This is a genomic window from Actinomadura sp. KC06 (genome assembly GCF_004348735.1).
GTDB lineage: Bacteria > Actinomycetota > Actinomycetes > Streptosporangiales > Streptosporangiaceae > Spirillospora.
Window position 1 is genome coordinate 52,134 of sequence record NZ_SMKT01000023.1, and the last position, 17,482, is coordinate 69,615.

Annotated in this window: 14 protein-coding genes; 10 read left to right on the top strand and 4 right to left on the bottom strand. The window is 72.9% G+C overall.

Translation table 11 applies throughout. From position 1 onward, the window contains the following. Positions 1-15: 15 nt before the first annotated feature. Entirely contained in the window at positions 16-2,385 is a 2,370-nt protein-coding gene (locus E1287_RS10675) for a BTAD domain-containing putative transcriptional regulator (RefSeq protein ID WP_131964715.1), read from the bottom strand. Positions 2,386-2,497: 112 nt separating this feature from the next. Between E1287_RS10675 and E1287_RS10680 the strand changes: the two genes are divergently transcribed. Further along, positions 2,498-4,057, top strand: coding sequence for an MFS transporter (locus E1287_RS10680; protein WP_131964716.1), 1,560 nt, complete (start codon positions 2,498-2,500; stop codon positions 4,055-4,057). Here the strand turns inward: E1287_RS10680 and E1287_RS10685 are convergent. Continuing rightward, a complete protein-coding gene (locus E1287_RS10685) occupies positions 4,020-4,832 on the bottom strand; it encodes a crotonase/enoyl-CoA hydratase family protein (RefSeq protein WP_131964717.1) in 813 nt (270 codons plus the stop codon). The genes E1287_RS10680 and E1287_RS10685 overlap by 38 nt on opposite strands. Before the next feature lie 122 nt (positions 4,833-4,954). On the opposite strand from E1287_RS10685, the gene E1287_RS10690 reads away from it, so the two are divergent. The 7 genes from E1287_RS10690 (at position 4,955) to E1287_RS10720 (ending at position 13,855) form a co-directional block, all read left to right on the top strand. Next, positions 4,955-6,559 (top strand): acyl-CoA synthetase, encoded by a 1,605-nt coding sequence (locus E1287_RS10690; RefSeq protein ID WP_131964718.1) that lies wholly within the window; start codon positions 4,955-4,957, stop codon positions 6,557-6,559. Beyond that, complete coding sequence (locus tag E1287_RS10695) at positions 6,549-7,493, top strand: OB-fold nucleic acid binding domain-containing protein (protein WP_131964719.1); 945 nt, start codon at positions 6,549-6,551, stop codon at positions 7,491-7,493. The genes E1287_RS10690 and E1287_RS10695 overlap by 11 nt, the downstream gene beginning before the upstream one ends. Then, the gene (locus tag E1287_RS10700; RefSeq protein ID WP_131964720.1) at positions 7,493-8,530 is read left to right on the top strand and encodes a thiolase domain-containing protein; all 1,038 of its coding nucleotides are present in this window, start codon (positions 7,493-7,495) and stop codon (positions 8,528-8,530) included. Before E1287_RS10695 ends, E1287_RS10700 begins: the two co-directional genes overlap by 1 nt. After that, complete coding sequence (locus E1287_RS10705) at positions 8,523-9,680, top strand: thiolase domain-containing protein (RefSeq protein ID WP_131964721.1); 1,158 nt, start codon at positions 8,523-8,525, stop codon at positions 9,678-9,680. The genes E1287_RS10700 and E1287_RS10705 overlap by 8 nt, the downstream gene beginning before the upstream one ends. Positions 9,681-9,720: 40 nt before the next feature. Then, positions 9,721-11,328, top strand: a complete 1,608-nt coding sequence (locus tag E1287_RS10710; RefSeq protein WP_131964722.1) for an acyl-CoA synthetase — start codon at positions 9,721-9,723, stop codon at positions 11,326-11,328. Positions 11,329-11,466: 138 nt separating this feature from the next. Next, entirely contained in the window at positions 11,467-11,937 is a 471-nt protein-coding gene (locus tag E1287_RS10715; RefSeq protein ID WP_207934127.1) for a MarR family transcriptional regulator, read from the top strand. Positions 11,938-12,235: 298 nt separating this feature from the next. Further along, positions 12,236-13,855 carry a serine/threonine-protein kinase gene (locus E1287_RS10720; RefSeq protein ID WP_131964723.1) on the top strand — a complete coding sequence of 540 codons (1,620 nt, stop codon included), beginning with the start codon at positions 12,236-12,238 and terminating at the stop codon, positions 13,853-13,855. Here the strand turns inward: E1287_RS10720 and E1287_RS10725 are convergent, their stop codons facing one another. Together E1287_RS10725 and E1287_RS10730 are read right to left on the bottom strand one after the other, a co-directional pair. Next, entirely contained in the window at positions 13,856-15,046 is a 1,191-nt protein-coding gene (locus E1287_RS10725; RefSeq protein WP_131964724.1) for a lipid-transfer protein, read from the bottom strand. After that, complete coding sequence (locus tag E1287_RS10730; protein WP_207934128.1) at positions 15,043-15,492, bottom strand: OB-fold domain-containing protein; 450 nt, start codon at positions 15,490-15,492, stop codon at positions 15,043-15,045. Before E1287_RS10730 ends, E1287_RS10725 begins: the two co-directional genes overlap by 4 nt. A 174-nt stretch (positions 15,493-15,666) precedes the next feature. Here E1287_RS10730 and E1287_RS10735 point away from each other — a divergent pair, with 174 nt between their 5' ends. Then, a complete protein-coding gene (locus tag E1287_RS10735) occupies positions 15,667-16,434 on the top strand; it encodes an SDR family oxidoreductase (RefSeq protein WP_131964725.1) in 768 nt (255 codons plus the stop codon). Between the two features lie 27 nt (positions 16,435-16,461). Continuing rightward, entirely contained in the window at positions 16,462-17,421 is a 960-nt protein-coding gene (locus E1287_RS10740) for an LLM class F420-dependent oxidoreductase (protein ID WP_131964726.1), read from the top strand. Positions 17,422-17,482: the final 61 nt, after the last annotated feature.

Sequence of the window (17,482 nt, forward strand, 5' to 3'; positions counted from 1 at the left end):
CGCCGCCCGGCACGGTCACAGGTCGGCGACCGCCTGCTCGGGGGCGAGGTCACGGCCCGCCTGGAACGCGCCCGTGAACGCCGCGTCCCCGAGCACGGCGCGCACCGCCGCGAGGATCTGTCCGTTCGGGTCATCGCCGACCGGCGCGGCGGGCCGGACGGTCGCCGCCGCCCCGAGCAGCCGGGCCGCGTGGTCGCCGCGCCCGGCCAGCACCTGGGCGCCGGCGAGCCCCTCCAGCGCGGCGGCGATCCCCGGGGCGTCGCCCGCGTCCCGCGCGGCGGCCAGGGCGGACAGGTGCTGCGCCGTGGCGGCCGCGGCGAGGTCGGCGCCGAGCGAGAGCCGGGCGTGCCCGGCCCGGCCGCGTTCGATCCAGTACCAGGCCAGCGCCGCCGTCAGCCGCAGCGCGAGGGCGTCGTCGCCGCGGCGTCCCGCGCTCTCCAGGACCCGGCGCAGGTTGGCGGCGTCGGCGTCCAGCCGGGCCAGCCAGCGCAGCCGGGCGGGCCCGGTGCGGTACTCCGCGGCGCACTCGGCGAGCACGGTGTAGTACGCGTCGCGGCGCCGCTCGGCGCGGTCGTGCTCGCCCGCCTCGTCCAGCCGCTCCAGGGCGTAGGCCGCGACCGACTCCAGCAAGCGGTAGCGGACCCCGCCGGGCCCGTCCGCCGCCATGACCAGCGACCGGTCCACCAGCCCGACCATCACGTCCATGATCTCGGCGGCGTCCACGCCGTCGCCGGAGCACGTCTTCTCGGCGGCCTCCAGGGTGCAGCCGCCCGGATGCAGGGCCAGTCGGCGCAGCACGGCCCGCTCGGCCTCGCCGAGCGGCTCCCAGCTCCACTCCATCGCCGCGCGCAGCGTGCGCTGGCGCCAGGGCGCGTCCCGCCGCTGCGACCGCAGCAGCCGGAACCGGTCGTCCAGGCGGGCGGCGAGCGTCTCGGCGCCGAGCGCGCGGACGCGGGCCGCCGCGAGCTCCAGCGCGAGCGGGAGGCCGTCCAGGCGGCGGCAGATGTCGGCGACCGCCGCCGCGTTGCCGGGGCCGAGCGCGAACCCGGGCGCGGCGGCCGCCGCGCGGGCCGTGAACAGCCGCACCGACGCGGCCTCGGCCAGCGCGGCGGGGTCGGTCTCGTCCGGGCCCGGCACGGCGAGCGGCGGCACGGCGTACAGCCGCTCGCCGGGGACGCCGAGCGGCTCCCGTCCGGTGGCGAGGATCCGCGGCCCCGGTCCCGATCTCAGCAGCAGCCCGGCGAGCTCGGCGACCGGCTCGGCCACGTGCTCGCAGTTGTCCAGGACGAGCAGGAGCCGGCGGTCGCCGAGCGAGGCGAGCCGCTCGGTCGCGGTGGCGGTGGCGTCCTCGCGCAGCGCGAGCGCCTCGGCCAGGACCTCCGCGACCTTGTCCGGCGAGACGGTCCCGCGCGGCAGCTCGGCCAGCTCGGCGAGGAACACCCCGTGCGGGACGGAGCCGCCCAGCCGCCGCGCCGCCTCCAGGGCCAGCGTGGTCTTGCCCACGCCGCCGGGGCCGGTGAGCGTCACCAGCCTCGCCTCGCCGGCGAGGGAGACGACGTCGCCGACCGCCGCGGAGCGTCCGATCAGCTCGGTGAGGGGAGCGGGCACGTTCGAGCGCGGGACCGGCGCGACCGCGGGCGCCCGGAGCCGCGGGTCCTGCCGCAGGATCGCCTGGTACAGGTCCGCCAGTTCCGGGCCGGGGTCGAGGCCCATCTCGTCGCGGAGCCGGTCGCGCAGGCGCAGGTGGCACTCCAGCGCCTCGTGCTGCCGTCCGGACCGGTAGAGGGCCAGCATGAGCGCGGCGGTGAGGCGCTCCCGCAGCGGATGCCGGGCGACGAGGTCGTTCAGCTCGGCGGCGAGCGCGTGATGCTCGCCCAGTTCGAGCCGTGCCCCGGCCAGCTCCTCCAGCGCGGTCAGCCGCTGCTCCTCCAGCCGGGCGGCGGCCCCGAGGGCGAAGTCCTCCGCGCGGAAGTCGGCGAAGGGGACCCCGCGCCAGAGGGCGAGCGCGTCGGTGAGCAGCGACGCCTTCGCGGCCGGGTCGGCGACGCCGTGCGCGCGGGCGAGGGCGGTCTGGAAGTCCCGCGCGTCGACCCGGTCGGCCGCGAGCAGGTAGCCGGGCGCCCGCGCCCGCACCAGCGCGCGGCCGCCGTCCTCGGCGTCCGCCAGCGCGCGGCGCAGCTGCGAGATCTTCACCCGCAGCGCGTCGGCGGGCCGCCCGGGGGGCGCGTCGCCCCAGACGTCGCCGATCAGCCGTTCGGACGACACCGGCCGCCCGCCCGCGGCAAGCAGCGACGACAGCAGGAGACGGACCTTCCGTTCGGGGATCGGGACCGCGCGTCCCTCGTCGGTCTGGACCTCCAGCGGCCCCAGTACCCCAAAGCGCATGACTCCAAGGTAGCCCGGCCGTAACGCCATCCGAAGCGGGCCATAACGCGGCCATAACGCTCCGGGCCGACTGTGAACAGACCTTGCGGATATCCGGAGAGAGGTCTTCACCATGACAACCACCGTTACGGCAAGAGCCGGGGCACGGGAATGGGCGGGCCTGGCGGTGCTCGCCCTTGCCACCCTGCTGCTCGCCCTGGACGCCACCGCGCTGTTCCTCGCCCTCCCGCACCTCACCGCGGACCTGCGCCCCGGCCCCACCGAAATGCTCTGGATCATGGACGCCTACGGCTTCATGATCGCGGGCTTCCTGGTCACGATGGGCGCGCTCGGCGACCGGATCGGCCGCCGGCGGCTGCTGATGATCGGGGCGGTGGCGTTCGGCGGCGCGTCCGTGCTGGCCGCCTACTCCGCCAGCCCGGGCATGCTGATCGCCGCCCGGGTGCTGCTGGGCGTCACCGGCGCGTCCCTCATGCCCTCCGCGCTCGCCCTGATCACCGTCATGTTCCGCAACGCGCGGCAGCGCGCGATGGCGATCGGGGTGTTCACCGCCTGCTTCATGGGCGGCGGCACGCTCGGCCCGGTCATCAGCGGCGCGCTGCTGGAGCGCTTCTGGTGGGGCTCGCTGTTCCTCATCGGCGTGCCCGTCATGGTCGTCCTGCTCGTCGCCGCGCCGCTGCTGCTGCCCGAGTCCCGCGGCACCGAGTCGGGACGGCTCGACCTTCCCAGCGTGCCGCTGTTCCTGGCCACCGCCCTGCCCGCCGTCTACGCCCTCAAAGAGGTGGCGAAGGACCCCGCGCGCCCGTGGGCGTACGGCGCGGCGGCGGTCGCGGTCGCGTTCGGGGTCCTGTTCGTCCGGCGCCAGCGCGCCCTGGCCGACCCGCTGCTGGACCTGCGCCTGCTGCGCAGCCGGACGTTCAGCGCCGCACTGGTGATCCTGCTGGCGGGAATGGTCATCCAGGGCGGGCTCTACCTGTTCATCAGCCAGTACCTGCAGATGATCGAGGGACTGTCGCCGCTGCGTGCGGGGCTGTGGCTCGCCGTGCCCGCGCTGGCGCTGGTCGTGGGCTCGCTCCTGTCCCCGATCGTCGCCCGCCGCGTGCGGCCCGGCACGATCATCGCGGCGGGGCTGGTGCCGGCGGCGGGCGGGTTCCTGACGGCCGCCTGGGCCGGCGACACCCTCGTCCTGATGATCGGGGTCACGGTCGGCTTCCTCGGCATGTCCCCGCTCGGGGCCCTCGGCATCTCGCTCGTCGCCGGGTCCGCCCCGCCGGAGCGGGCCGGGGCCGCGTCCGCGATGGCCGAGACGTCCGGCGAGTTCGGCATCGCCTTCGGGGTGGCCTCCCTCGGCAGCCTCGGCACCGCCGTGTTCAGCGCCGCGATCTCGGTGCCGGAGGGCGTCCCGCCGTCCGCGCGGGACTCGATCGGCGACGCCGCCACCGCCGCCGGGGAGCTTCCGCCCGCCGCCGCGGCCGCCTTCCTGGAGAGCGCGCGCGACGCGTTCCTCACCGGCTTCGGCGTCGTCGGGACGGTCAGCGCGGTCCTGCTCGTCGGCCTCGCCGTGCTGTCCGCGTGGCTGCTGCGCGGGCTGCCGCCCATCGGCGCCGAAGCCGAGCCTCCGGCGGAGGCCGAGGTCATTCGCCCCGGTAAACGGGCGGCCGCTTCTCCTTGAAGGCGCGGGAGCCCTCCTTGGCGTCCGCGGAGCCGATGACCGGCCAGCCGATCTCGTCGGAGATCTTGAAGGCGTCCTCCTCGGACAGGTGCTCGGTCTCGCGGTAGGTGCGCAGGATGCCCTGGACGGCGAGCGGCCCGCACGCGGCGACCTGGTCGGCCAGCGCGCGGGCCGCGGCGAGCGCCGTGCCGTCCGGGACGACCTTGTTGATCAGCCCCATGGCGAGGGCCTCCCGCGGGGTCACCGAGCGGGCGGTGAGCAGGATGTCCATCGCGTTGGCGTAGCCGATCTGGCGGGGGAGCCGGATCGCGGAGCCGCCCATCGGGAACAGGCCGCGCATCGCCTCGTACAGGCCGAGCGTCGCGCCCTCGGCGACGACCCGCAGGTCGGTGCCGACGAGAAGCTCGGTTCCTCCGGCGACCGCGTAGCCCTCGATCGCGCAGATCAGGGGCTTGGTCGGACGCCCCTCGCGGAGCAACCCCTTCCAGTGGAAGTTGGGAATCTGCGCCATGCGTTCCTGAACGCGCGGGTCGGACGGCTGCTGACCCATCGCCTTGAGGTCGGCGCCGGCGCAGAAGGTGCCTTCGGCCCCGGTGAGGATGCCGACCCGGACGTCCGGGGTCTCCGACATGTAGGCCCAGGCGTCGGCGAGGCCCACCAGCATGGCGGAGCTGAGCGCGTTGCGCGCCTCGGGACGGTTCATCGTGACGGTGACGACATGGCCGTCGCGCTCGATGACGCAGTGCTCGGTGCTGATCGGCAGCCGTTCCGCCACGGTCCCTCCAGAGTCCAGGAAATAAGAACAGATTCTAGTTAAGGCGTCGCCTTGCTGGTAGGGCTTGATATGGAAAACGAGAACGTGATCTACTTTGGCTCCGGACGGCGGAGGGAGAGCCGATGGGGTCGTTGGGCTTTTGGCGGCTGGCGCAGGCCGATCCCGAGTGGGTCGCGGCCGTCGACCCGGACGGGACGGAGCACACCGCGGGCGATCTGCTGGCCCGCGCGAACCGGCTCGTCCACGGGCTTCGCGCGCTCGGGCTGGAGAAGGGCGACGGGATCTGCGGGCTCGTCCCGAACGGGTCCGAAGGTCTCGTGCTGTATCTGGCGGCGCTGCAGGCCGGGTGGTACTACACGCCGGTCAACTGGCACCTGACCGGTCCGGAGATCGGTTACATCGTCGCCGACAGCGAGGCGAAGGCGTTCTTCGTCCACGAGCGGTACGCGGCCGAGGGCGCGCGGGCCGGTGAGGAGATCGAGGCGCGGCGGCGGTTCGCGTTCGGGCGCGTCTACGGGTTCCGCGCGTTCGAGGAACTGGTCGAGGGTCGGCCGGACACGCTGCCGGACGATCGGAGCAACGGCGCGACGATGCACTACACGTCCGGGACGACCGGGCGGCCGAAGGGCGTCAAGCGGGCGCTGATGGGCATCGACCCCGACGACAGCGCCGAGCTGATGACGTTCCTGCTCGGCATGTTCGGCATTACGCCGGGACGCCCGGCGGGCGGCGCGCAGCAGGCCCATCTGATCACCTCGCCGAACTACCACACGGCCGTCACCCAGTTCGGCGGCACCGCCCTGCACATGGGGCACACGCTCGTCTACATGGACAGGTGGGACGCCGAGGACACCCTGAGAATGATCCAGGAGCACCGCGTCAGCAACACCCACATGGTGCCGACGCACTTCAAGCGGCTGCTGTCGCTGCCCGAGGACGTCCGGTCCCGGTACGACGTGTCGAGCATGAAGCACGCGATCCACGCGGCGGCGCCGTGCCCGGTGCCCATCAAGCAGCAGATGCTCGACTGGTGGGGCGACTGCATCTGGGAGTACTACGCGGCGACCGAGGGCGGCGGGACGATCGCCAGCCCCGCCGACTGGCGCGCCCACCCCGGGACGGTCGGGAACGCGTGGCCGATCAGCGAGCTGCTCATCGTGGACGACGATGGCGAGCCCGTCCCCGCCGGAACTCACGGCACGATCTACATGAAGATGATGGGCGTCGAGTTCGAGTACAAGGGCGACAAGGAGAAGACGGAGAAGAACCGCCTCCACAAATATCCGGGGGGTGTGGGGGGTCGCCCCCCCTCGATGGATGGAGACTTCTTCACCGTCGGCGACATCGGCTACCTCACCGACGACGGGTTCCTGTTCCTGTCCGACCGCAAGTCCGACATGATCATCTCGGGTGGCGCGAACATCTACCCGGCCGAGATCGAGAACGAGATCATCCTGCATCCGAAGGTCGCGGACGTGGCCGTGTTCGGCATCCCGGACGAGGAGTGGGGCGAGCAGATCAAGGCCGTCGTCGAGCCCGCCGAGGGCGTCGAGCCGGGCTCGGCCCTGGCCGAGGAGATCCTCGCGTCGCTGGAGGGCCGGCTCGCGAAGATGAAGTGGCCGAAGTCGATCGACTTCATCGAGACGATGCCGCGCGAGCCCAACGGCAAGCTCCTCAAGCGCAAGCTCAGGGACCCGTACTGGAAGGACCGCGACCGTGTCATCTAGCACGGGGCCATCTGAGCCGAACCACGTCCTGGAGTTCCCCGGCGGCTACACGCGCTCGGTCGGCCCGGTCATCGGACGGTTCCTCAGCGAGCTGCGCGACGGACGGCTGGTCGGCGTCCGCACTGCTGACGGGCGGGTGCTCGTCCCGCCGTCCGAGCACGACCCGGACACAGGCGAGGACGTGACGGGCGAGTTCGTCGGCGTCGGCCCGGCCGGGACGGTCACGACGTGGTCATGGGTGGCCCGCCCGGCGAAGGAGCATCCGCTCGACCGTCCGTTCGCGTGGGCGCTGATCCGTCCGGACGGCGCCGACACGGCGCTGCTGCACGCGCTCGACGTCGGCGTCTTCGAGGAGGGCGCGCAGCCCCCGAAATTCCTCAAGACCGGGATGCGCGTACGGCCCCGCTGGCGGCCGGAGCGCACCGGCGGGATCGGCGACATCGAGTGCTTCCAGCCCGAGGTCACCCTGATCAACGCGCCGACGCGGCTGGAGTACGACCTGCGCGGCGGCCGGGCGCTGCGGCGCTTCCTCGAAGGCGTCTCGCAGGGCCGCATCCTCGGGCACAGGTGCCCGGTGTGCGAGCAGGTCATCGTCCCGATGAAGGGCCTGTGCCCGCGCGACGGCGTCCCGACGAGCGAGGAGGTGGAGCTGCCCGACACCGGCACCGTCACCACCTTCGCCGTCAACAACATCCCTGACCCGCGCGCCCCCGAGGTGCCGTTCGTGTCCGGTTACGTGCTGCTGGACGGCGCCGGGCTCACGATGCTCACGCTCGTCGCGGGCGTCCCGGCGGACCAGGTCCGGATGGGCATGCGCGTCAAGGCGGCGTGGCGACCCCGCGAGGAATGGGGCCACAGCATGGACAACATCAAGTGGTTCGAGCCGCTCGACGAGCCCGACGTCCCCTTCGACGAGATCAAGGACTACCTGTGATGCGCGACATCGCCGTGGTCGCCTTCGCGCAGACCCGCCACACCGGCGAGGACGAGGGGCTCGCGGAGATCGAGATGCTCGCCCCCGTCATCACCGAGATCAAGGAGCGGACGGGCCTGGCACGCTTCGGCTTCACCTGCTCCGGGTCGTGCGACTACCTCGCGGGCGCGCCGTTCTCTTTCGTGTCGGCGCTGGACGCGGTCGGCGCGTGGCCGCCGATCTCCGAGAGCCACGTCGAGATGGACGCGGCATGGGCGCTGTACGAGGCGTGGGTGAAACTGCTGCACGGCGACATCGACACTGCCCTCGTGTACGGGTTCGGGAAGTCGTCCCAGGGGAATCTGCGAGCGATCCTCACCCAGCAGCTGGATCCGTACCATCTGGCCCCGCTCGGCATCGACGCGGTGTCGCTGGCGGCGCTTCAGGCCCGCGCCTACATGGAGCGGTCGGGTGTGAAGGAGGACGACCTGCGCGCCGTCGCGGCACGGTCGCGCGCGTCCGGCCACGACAACCCGTTCGCGCTGCACCTGCCGGAGCCGGGGGACGAGGACTACGACGTTGCGCCGCTGCGTCCGTACGATGTCGCGCCCATCACCGACGGCGCCGCCGCGATCGTCCTCGCCGCCGGGGACAAGGCGCGGGAGCTGTGCGAACGTCCCGCGTGGATCACGGGGATCGACCACCGCAGCGAGCCGCACGCGCCCGGCGTCCGCGACCTGACCCGCTCGGAGGCCACGCGCATCGCCGGTGAGAAGGCGGGTGCGGCGGGCGTGGAGGTCGCCGAGCTGCACGCGCAGTTCAGCCACGAGGAGCTGATCCTGCGCGAGGCGCTCGGGCTGGGTGACGACGTCAGAGTCAACCCGTCCGGCGGCGCGCTGTCGGCCAACCCCATGATGGCGGCCGGCCTGATCCGGATCGGTGAGGCGGCGGCCCGCATCCACGACGGCTCGGCGTCCCGGACGCTGGCGCACGCGTCGTCCGGTCCCTGCCTCCAGCAGAACCTGGTGTGCGTCCTCTCGGGAGAGAAAGATGGCTAACCGCTGCGCGATCATCGGCGTCGGGCAGACCGCGTACAAGACCAAGCGGCTGGACGTGTCGATGCCGGGGCTGCTCCGCGAGGCGGCCCGCCGGGCGCTCGACGACGCCGGGCTGACCTGGACGGACATCGACGCCGTCGTCGTCGGCAAGGCCCCCGACCTGTTCGAGGGCGTGCTGATGCCGGAGACGTTCCTGGCGGACGCGCTCGGCGCCGCCGGCAAGCCGGTCATGCGGGTGCACACGGCCGGGTCGGTCGGCGGGTCCACGGCGATCGTCGCCGCGAGCCTGATCCAGGGCGGCGTGCACGACCGCGTCCTCACGGTGGCGTGGGAGAAGCAGTCGGAGTCGAACGCGACGTGGGCGCTGACGGTGAACTCGCCGTTCACGACGTCGCTGGTCGTGGGCGCGGGCGGCTACTTCGCGCCGCACATTCGCGCCTACATGCGCCGGGCAGGCGCGCCCGACCACATCGGCACGCTCGTCGCCGTCAAGGACCGGCAGAACGCGCTGCTGAACGAGTACGCGCACCTGAAGATCCCCGGCATCTCCCGCGAGATGGTCGAGTCGACGCCGATGCTGTGGGAGCCGATCCGCTACCTGGAGACCTGCCCGTCGTCGGACGGCGCGTGCGCGATGGTCCTGGCGTCGGAGGACGCGGCGAAACGAGCACCGAACCGGCCGGCCTGGGTGCACGGCACGTCGATGCGCTCCGAGCCGATGATGTTCGCCGGGCGTGACACCGTCAGCCCCCAGGGCGGCAAGGACGCGGCCGCCGACGTGTACCGCCAGGCCGGGATCACCGACCCGCGCAACGAGCTCGACTGCGCCGAGGTGTACGTCCCGTTCTCCTGGTACGAGCCGATGTGGCTGGAGAACCTCGGGTTCTGCGGCGAGAACGAGGGCTGGAAGCTCACCGAGGCGGGCGCGACGGCGATGGACGGCGACATCCCGTGGAACCCGTCCGGCGGGGTGCTGTCGTCCAACCCGATCGGCGCGTCCGGGATGATCCGGTTCGCGGAGGCGGCGCTGCAGGTGCGCGGGCAGGCTGGCGACCACCAGGTGGACGGTGCGCGCCGTGCGCTCGGCCACGCCTACGGTGGCGGCGCGCAGTTCTTCTCGATGTGGATCGTCGGCAGCGACAAACCCTGATTCCCTTGTAGAGGCGCGATCACCCACCGGAGGACGTCCGATGGAGTACAACCACGCTGACCTGTTCGAGGGAGTCGCGGACGCCATCGGTGAGCGCGTCGCCCTGATCTGCGGTGACCGGCGGCTCACCTATGCGGAGCTGGACGAGCACGCGAACCGCCTCGCGCACCATCTGATGGACGCGGGCGTCGGGCCCGGCCGGCACATCGCCGTCCAGCTGTACAACGGGATCGAGTACGCGGCGGCGCTGCTCGCCGCGTTGAAGATCCGGGCCGTGCCCATCAACGTCAACTACCGGTACGTTGAGAGCGAGCTGCTCTACGTCTACCGGGACTCCGACAGCGTGGCGCTGCTCTACGACGTCGAGTTCGAGGACCGGGTCGCCGCCACCGCCCCGGACGCGCCGGAGCTGAAGCACCTCATCGCGGTCGGCGGCGCCGCCCCGTCCATCCCGGGCGCGGTCGCCTACGACGAGGCGCTGAAGGCCGCGGACGGAACCCGCACCGGCTTCCCCGCCCGCTCCGCCGACGACCTCTACATCATCTACACGGGCGGGACGACCGGGATGCCGAAGGGCGTCATGTGGACGACCGAGCACCTGCTGTTCGCGTTCTGGAACCCGACGCTCCCGCGCCCGGCCAAGCCCGAGGACGTCGTGGCGATGGCGCGGAACGGCGGCCCGCTGGTGATGATGCCCGTCCCGCCGCTCATGCACGGCGCCGCGCAGGTCGCGTCGTGGATCTCCTGGTTCATGGGCGCCACCCTCGTCTACACGCGCAGGTTCGACGCCGCCGACGTGTGGCGGACGATCGCCCGCGAGAAGGTCAACTCGCTGACGATCACCGGTGACGCGATGGCGGTCCCGATGGCGGACGAGCTGGCCCGCGGCGGCTACGACACCTCGTCGCTGCTGGCCTTCGTCTCGACGGGCGCGATCTTCACCGGGACCGTCCGGGACCGCGTCCAGGAACTCCTCCCGAACACGATCATCATGGACCGGTTCGGGTCGACGGAGTCGGGCTCGACGGCCGAGGCGGTCGCGGGCTCGACCCCCGAGAAGGGGCTGCGGTTCGCGCCCGACGTGACGGACGTGACCGTCCTCGACGACGCCCTCCGGCCCGTCGAGCCGGGGTCGGGCGTCATCGGGCAGGTCGCCCGCACCGGGCACATCGCGCTCGGCTACTACAACGACCCGGAGAAGACCGCGCGGACGTTCCCCGAGGTGGACGGGCGGCGCTGGCTGCTCACCGGCGACATCGCGACCGTCGAGGAGGACGGGTCGATCGCCGTCTACGGGCGCGGCTCGCAGGCCATCAACACCGGCGGCGAGAAGGTGTTCCCGGAGGAGGTCGAGGCCGTCCTCAAGGGGCACCCGGCCGTGTACGACGCGGTCGTCACCGGCGTCCCGGACGAGCGCTGGGGCAACCGGGTCGCGGCGGTGATCCAGCCGTCCGGCGCAGGCGGCGAGGGCGGTGCGAAGCCGGAGCCCGGCGACCTGGACGCGCACTGCCGCCGCGAACTGTCGGGGTACAAGGTGCCGCGCGTCTACGCCTTCGTGGACGAGATGAAGCGCTCCCCGGCGGGCAAGGCCGACTACCGCTGGGCGAAGCAGGTGGCGGAGGCGGCGGCGGAGGCGGAGGACGCCTGATACGCGGTCGCCGCGCGGTCGCCACGCGCGGTGGCGACCCCGGCTGGTCCCGTCCGGACCCGGCCACTAGGCTCTCCCGTGGAGAGTCGCTCTTGAAATGAGCCTCTCTATATGCGAGTAATTAGTGGGAGGGTGGCCGTGTCGACCCCGGAGCGCGAGCGGATGGCGGGCGAGCTGCAGATGGCGATGCAGCGCAGCACGATGTTCACGGTGCTGCTGCACCACGCGACCGCGAGCAAGGCGGGCATGAATGTCACCGACGCGCAGTGCGTGAACGCGCTGGAGCTGGACGGGCCGCAGACGCCGGGCCAGCTCGCGCAGCTCATGGGCATCACGACCGGCGGCGCGATCACCGCCGTGATCGACCGGCTGGAGAAGGCGGGCTACGTCCGGCGCACCCGCGACCCCGACGACCGCCGCCGCGTGATCGTCGAGCTCGTCGAGGAGAACGTCGCCCGGTTCGGCCGCTACTTCGAGCCGATCGGCCGAGCCTTCCGCGACCGCCTCGACACCTACACCGACGAGCAGGTCGCCGTCCTGCTCGACTGGATCCACCACAACAACGAGGCCATGCCCCGCGTCATCGAGGAGATCAGAAAGCTCCCCTAGGACGTCCGCGGGCCCGGCCCCGTGTAATCAGGGAGCAGGCCCGGTGTAGTCCGGGAACAGCCGCGGCGGTCCCCCCGGCCGCGGCGGCCGTTCCCGGAGCTCGTGCCGCCGCAAGGGCGACACCCTGGGACCTGACCGCTACGCCGCAGGTCACACGGATTCCGGGCGGTGACTTCGGTCACATCGCAACATTTCGGACATCGTCCGGTTCGGCCGTTTCGAGTGGCCGCCGGGCCGCCGGAAATGAGAGCATGCGCGCCATGCGCGCACGAGAGACACGAGAGGACGACTTCTGACCGTGGAACCGCTGCGCCCCGAGGACCCGGCCGGAATCGGTGGGTACCCCCTGATCGCCCGCATCGGCGCCGGCGGCATGGGCCAGGTGTATCTGGGTCTCACCGGCGGCGGACGCCACATCGCCCTCAAGGTGATCCGCGAGGACTTCGACGGCCCGCAGGCGCTCGCCCGCTTCCGCCGCGAGGTCGCGACCGTCGAGCGGGTGCGCAGCCGGTTCGCCGCCGCGATGGTCGGCGCCGGGCTGGACGCCCCGCCCTACTGGCTCGCGACCGAGTACGTCCCGGGCCCGACGCTCCGCCAGGCCGTCGCCGAGCACGGCCCGCTGCCGCCCGACACCTGCCTGCGGCTGCTCGCCGCCCTCGCCCAGGGGCTGCTGGAGATCCACCGGCAGGGCGTCCAGCACCGCGACCTCAAGCCCGGCAACGTGATCCTCGCGCCGGACGGCCCGCGCCTGATCGACTTCGGCATCGCGCGCGGCGAGGGCCAGACGCAGATCACCCAGACCGGCGCGTGGAACGGCACCCCCGGATATGTGGCGCCCGAGGTCGTCCGCGAGCAGGAGCCCGTGCCCGCGTCGGACGTGTTCTCGCTCGCCGGCACCGTCGCCTACGCCGCGACGGGACGCCCGCCGTTCGGCGGCGGCCGCATCGAGGCGATCATCCACCGCACCCTCAACGGCGACATCGACCTCGACGGCGCCGACCCGCGCGTCGCCGAACTCGTCCGGCTGTGCGCGCAGAAGGAGCCCGGCTCGCGGATCTCGCTGGAGCGGCTGCTGGAGATCGCCGCGTCCACCGTCGCCCTCGCAGACGACCCCGTCTACCGGCGGGTCGTGGGCGTGCCGCAGCCGGTGCCCGCCAGCGTCGCGGACGCCGCCGCGTCCGGCCTCGTCCCGCCGGACCGCACCCGGACGACCACCACCGGCGGCGCCGCGCCCCTGCGCTCGCGCGCCGCCGTCATCGCGGCGGCCGCCGGGGTGGTCGTGATCGTCCTCGGCGGCGCGTTCGCCGCGCGCTCCATCTTCAACGGCGACGAGGGCGGGAACCGGGCGAACCGGACGCCTTCCGGTCAGGGCGGTCAGGGTGCGAACGGCGGTCCCGCCACGAAGCCCGGCGGCTCGCCCGCCGGGCAGACGCCCAACCCCAACGGCCCCCCGCCGGACGGGATCCTCGTCAAGCTGCCGACCGCGGATTTCCAGGCCACGGAGTATTCGCCGAAGGACGGCGTCTGCCTGCCCAGCGTCCGCGTCGAGAAGGCCGAGGAGAGGTACGCCGGCGACCTTCAGGTGTCCGCGCCGCGGCAGCCGCACGCGGGGGAGTCCGTCGAGTTCGGGATGCGCTTCAAGTACCAGCGGCCGTCCAACTTCTATGTGGCCGCCCAGGTCCGTCCGCCGGGGCCGCATGGCAGCGCCGGTCCCGGCTGGGTCCAGAGCAAGCCGCACCCGTATCCGGCCGGCGACGGCTACCTCGACCTCACCTTCCCGAGGGACTTCCGGTGGGACGGCTCGGGCGCCGGCGCGGCCACGGAGCTGCGGCCGGGCGTGTGGACGATCGTGTGGATGCGCGTCCACCCCAACGGCGACGCCTACTACCTCGGCTGCGACGGCTTCACCGCCAAGTGATCACCGGACGGCGATGACCGCCGAGCCGTGCCCGAACAGGCCCTGGTTCACGGCGATGCCCGTCCGGGCGTCCTCGACCTGGCGGCCGTCCGCCTGCCCGCGCAGCTGCCATGTCAGCTCGCACACCTGCGCGATCGCCTGCGCCGGGATCGCCTCCCCGAAGGACGCGAGCCCGCCGCTCGGATTCACCGGGACACGGCCGCCCAGCGCGGTGGCCCCCGACCGCAGCAGCTCCTCGGCGCCGCCGGGTTCGCACAGGCCGATGTCCTCGTACCAGTCGAGTTCCAGGGCGGTGGACAGGTCGTACACCTCGGCGAGCGACAGGTCGTCCGGCCCGATCCCGGCCTCCTCGTAGGCGGCGTCCGCGATCGCGGACCGGAAGGGACGCTCAGGCTGCTCCGCCGTCATGGCCGAGTCGGTCGCGAAGTCGGGCAGGTCCAGGACGGTCTTCGGGAACGTCGGCGTCACCGTGGACAGCCCCGAGATGCGCACCGGATCGGAGACGCCGTGCCGCCGCGCGAAGTCCATCGAGGTCAGGACGAGCGCGGCGCCGCCGTCGCTGGTGGCGCAGATGTCCAGGAGCCGCAGCGGGTCCGCGACCACGGCGGATTCGCGGACGTCCTCCAGCGCGACCTCCTTGCGGTACCGGGCGTTCGGGTTCGCGAGCCCGTGCCGCGCGTTCTTCACCTTCACGGCGGCGAAGTCGTCCAGCGTCGCGCCGTGCACGGCCATCCGGCGCCGCGCGTACAGCGCGAAATAGATCGGGTTGGTGGCGCCCAGCAGCCGGAACCGCAGCCAGTCGGGGTCGTCGGGACGGTCGCCGCCCACCGGCTTGAAGAAGCCCTTCGGCGCGGCGTCGGCGCCCACGACCAGCGCCACGTCGCACAGCCCCGCGAGGATCCGCGCCCGCGCCGTGTCGATGGCCTGCGCGCCGGAAGCGCACGCCGCGTAGCTGGACGACACCCGCGCGCCCGACCAGCCGAGCGCCTGCGCGAACGTCGCCCCCGCGATGAACCCCGGATAGCCGTTCCGGATGGTGTCGGCGCCCGCCACGTACTGGACGTCCGGCCACGCGACCCCGGCGTCGGCGAGCGCGGCACGCGCCGCGACCAGCCCGTACTCGACGAAGTTGCGCCCCCACTTCCCCCAAGGATGCATCCCCGCGCCCAGCACGGCGACATCGCGGCTCATCGGACGGGCCTCCACATCCAGACGGTGTACTCGGCTTCGTCGTCCTCGTAGAGGGTGCCCTCGACGAGCTCAACCTCCATGCCGACGGCGAGATCGTCGACCGTGTGGCCGGGCGCGACCTGCCCGAGGACGACCATGCGCTCGGCTTCGAGCTCGACGGCCGCGACCGCGTACGGGACGAACGGGTCGGGCGACACGTACGGCGGCGGCGGCCGGTAGCGGGCGTCGGCGTACGACCATATGCGGCCGCGCGGGGACAGGGCGTAGGGCTCCAGCTCGGAGCCGTCCTTCGGCCCGGTGCACTGGGGATTGCGGCAGGCCAGCTCGTTGCGCGGGAAGTACGGCGTGCCGCAGGACGCGCAGCGGGTGCCCAGCAGCCGGACGCCGCCGTCCTCGCTGGTGAACCAGCCCTCGATCGCCGGACGGCGCTCCTTGGTCGCGCGCACGCTGCCTCCCTCGTCTCGTCCCGGCGCAGGTTAACTCCGCGCGGCCACGCGGACCGGCGGGGTGTCCGGTGAGCGGGACGGTCGGCACCGCAAGAGCTGACTGACGCGTCAGTAACTTCGGTACAGTGAACCGAGTCGGATTCTGCTACGTGCCCAGAGGTAGGGAGAGTGCGGATGCGGACTGGACTTCAGGGAAAGACGGCCTTGGTCACCGGGGCCTCCCGAGGGATCGGCAAGGCGATCGCCACCGCCCTCGCCGCCGAGGGCGCCAACGTCGTCCTCTCCTCGCGCCGGCAGGAGGCGCTGGACGAGGCCGCCAAGGAGATCACCGCCGCGCATCCGGGCGCGGGCGTCCTCGCGAAGGCCGCGCACGTGGGCGACGCCGACGCGGCCGCGGCCTGCGTGGACGCCGCCGTCGCCGAGTTCGGCGGCCTCGACGTCCTCGTCAACAACGCCGGGACGAACCCCTACTTCGGGCCGATGGCCGACATCGAGCCGTCCGCCGCCGCGAAGACCGTCGAGGTCAACCAGTTCGCGGTCGTCCAGTGGACGCGGCTCGCGCTGCGCGCGTCGATGGCCGAGCGCGGCGGCGCCATCGTCAACATCGCGTCCGTCGGCGGCCTGGTCACCGAGCTCGGGATCGGCTACTACAACGCGACCAAGGCCGCCGTCATCCACCTCAGCAAGCAGTTCGCGATGGAGCTGGCGCCGAAGGTCCGCGTCAACTGCATCGCGCCGGGGCTGGTCAAGACCCACCTCGCCCGCGCACTGTGGGAGAACAACGAGGAGGAGTTCGGCAGGCGCACACCGCTCGGCCGCATCGGCGAGCCCGAGGACATCGCGAGCGCGGCCGTCTTCCTCGCCGGCGACGCGTCGTCCTGGATGACCGGGCAGACGCTGGTCGTGGACGGCGGCTCCACCATCCGCTCATCCATCGCCTGAAGCAGATCACCTGACACAGGGGGACGCATGTCACGCTGGGGACTGACCATTCCGCTCAACGGGCTCCCGCTGGCCGAGCACCGCGAGCTCATCGCGGAGCTGCCGGCCCTCGGCTACACCGACGCCTGGTCGGCCGAGGTGGGCGGCGCCGACGCGTTCACCCCGCTGGCGCTCGCCTCGCAGTGGGCCCCCGAGCTGCGGCTCGGCCCCGCGATCGCGCCGGTCTTCACCCGCGGCCCGGCCCTGCTGGCGCAGCACGCCGCGACCCTCGCCGACCTCGCGCCCGGACGGTTCGTGCTCGGCATCGGCACCTCGTCCGACACGATCGTGGAGCGCTGGAACGGCATCCCGTTCGAGGAGCCGTACAAGCGCGCCCGCGACGTGCTGCGCTTCCTCCGCAAAGCCCTCGCCGGGGAGAAGGTCAAGGAGGAGTACGACACCTTCACGGTCAAGGGATTCAGGCTGGAGACGCCCCCGGCCGCGCCGCCGCCGATCGTCCTGGCCGCGCTGCGTCCCGGCATGCTGCGGCTCGCCGCCCGCGAAGCGGACGGCGCGATCACCAACTGGCTGGCGCCGAAGGACGTCCGGACGGTCCGCGGCGTCCTCGGCGACGGGCCCGAGCTGCTGGCGCGGCTGTTCGTCTGCCCGTCCGGGGACGCGGAGGAGGCCCGCGCGATCGGCCGCTGGATGATCGCCGCGTACATGACCGTCCCCGTCTACCGGGCCTACCACGAGTGGCTCGGCCGCGGCGAGGCGCTGCGCCCGATGAACGAGGCGTGGGCGGCCGGCGACCGCCAGAAGGCCCTGGAGGTCATCCCGGACGAGGTCGTCGACGACCTGGTCGTGCACGGCACCCCGGCCGAGTGCCGGGCCCGCGTCCGCGAGTACGCCGACAACGGCCTCACCACACCCCTCCTGGCGATCCTCCCCGGCGGCGGCCTCTCCCCACCCGAGGCCGTCCGCGCCCTCGCCCCGGCCGCCGACTGACGCGCCGCGCTGAAACGCCTGGTGCCCGCGATGTTTACCGCCATGGGGATCGGGGAGGGTG

Bases quoted from the DNA above. Each gene is read 5' to 3' on its own strand.
- E1287_RS10710 (WP_131964722.1), top strand. From the start codon at position 9,721: ATGGAGTACAACCACGCTGACCTGTTCGAGGGAGTCGCGGACGCCATC.
- E1287_RS10735 (WP_131964725.1), top strand. From the start codon at position 15,667: ATGCGGACTGGACTTCAGGGAAAGACGGCCTTGGTCACCGGGGCCTCC.
- E1287_RS10705 (WP_131964721.1), top strand. From the start codon at position 8,523: ATGGCTAACCGCTGCGCGATCATCGGCGTCGGGCAGACCGCGTACAAG.
- E1287_RS10690 (WP_131964718.1), top strand. From the start codon at position 4,955: ATGGGGTCGTTGGGCTTTTGGCGGCTGGCGCAGGCCGATCCCGAGTGG.
- E1287_RS10740 (WP_131964726.1), top strand. From the start codon at position 16,462: ATGTCACGCTGGGGACTGACCATTCCGCTCAACGGGCTCCCGCTGGCC.
- E1287_RS10700 (WP_131964720.1), top strand. From the start codon at position 7,493: ATGCGCGACATCGCCGTGGTCGCCTTCGCGCAGACCCGCCACACCGGC.
- E1287_RS10680 (WP_131964716.1), top strand. From the start codon at position 2,498: ATGACAACCACCGTTACGGCAAGAGCCGGGGCACGGGAATGGGCGGGC.
- E1287_RS10675 (WP_131964715.1), bottom strand. From the start codon at position 2,385: ATGCGCTTTGGGGTACTGGGGCCGCTGGAGGTCCAGACCGACGAGGGA.
- E1287_RS10725 (WP_131964724.1), bottom strand. From the start codon at position 15,046: ATGAGCCGCGATGTCGCCGTGCTGGGCGCGGGGATGCATCCTTGGGGG.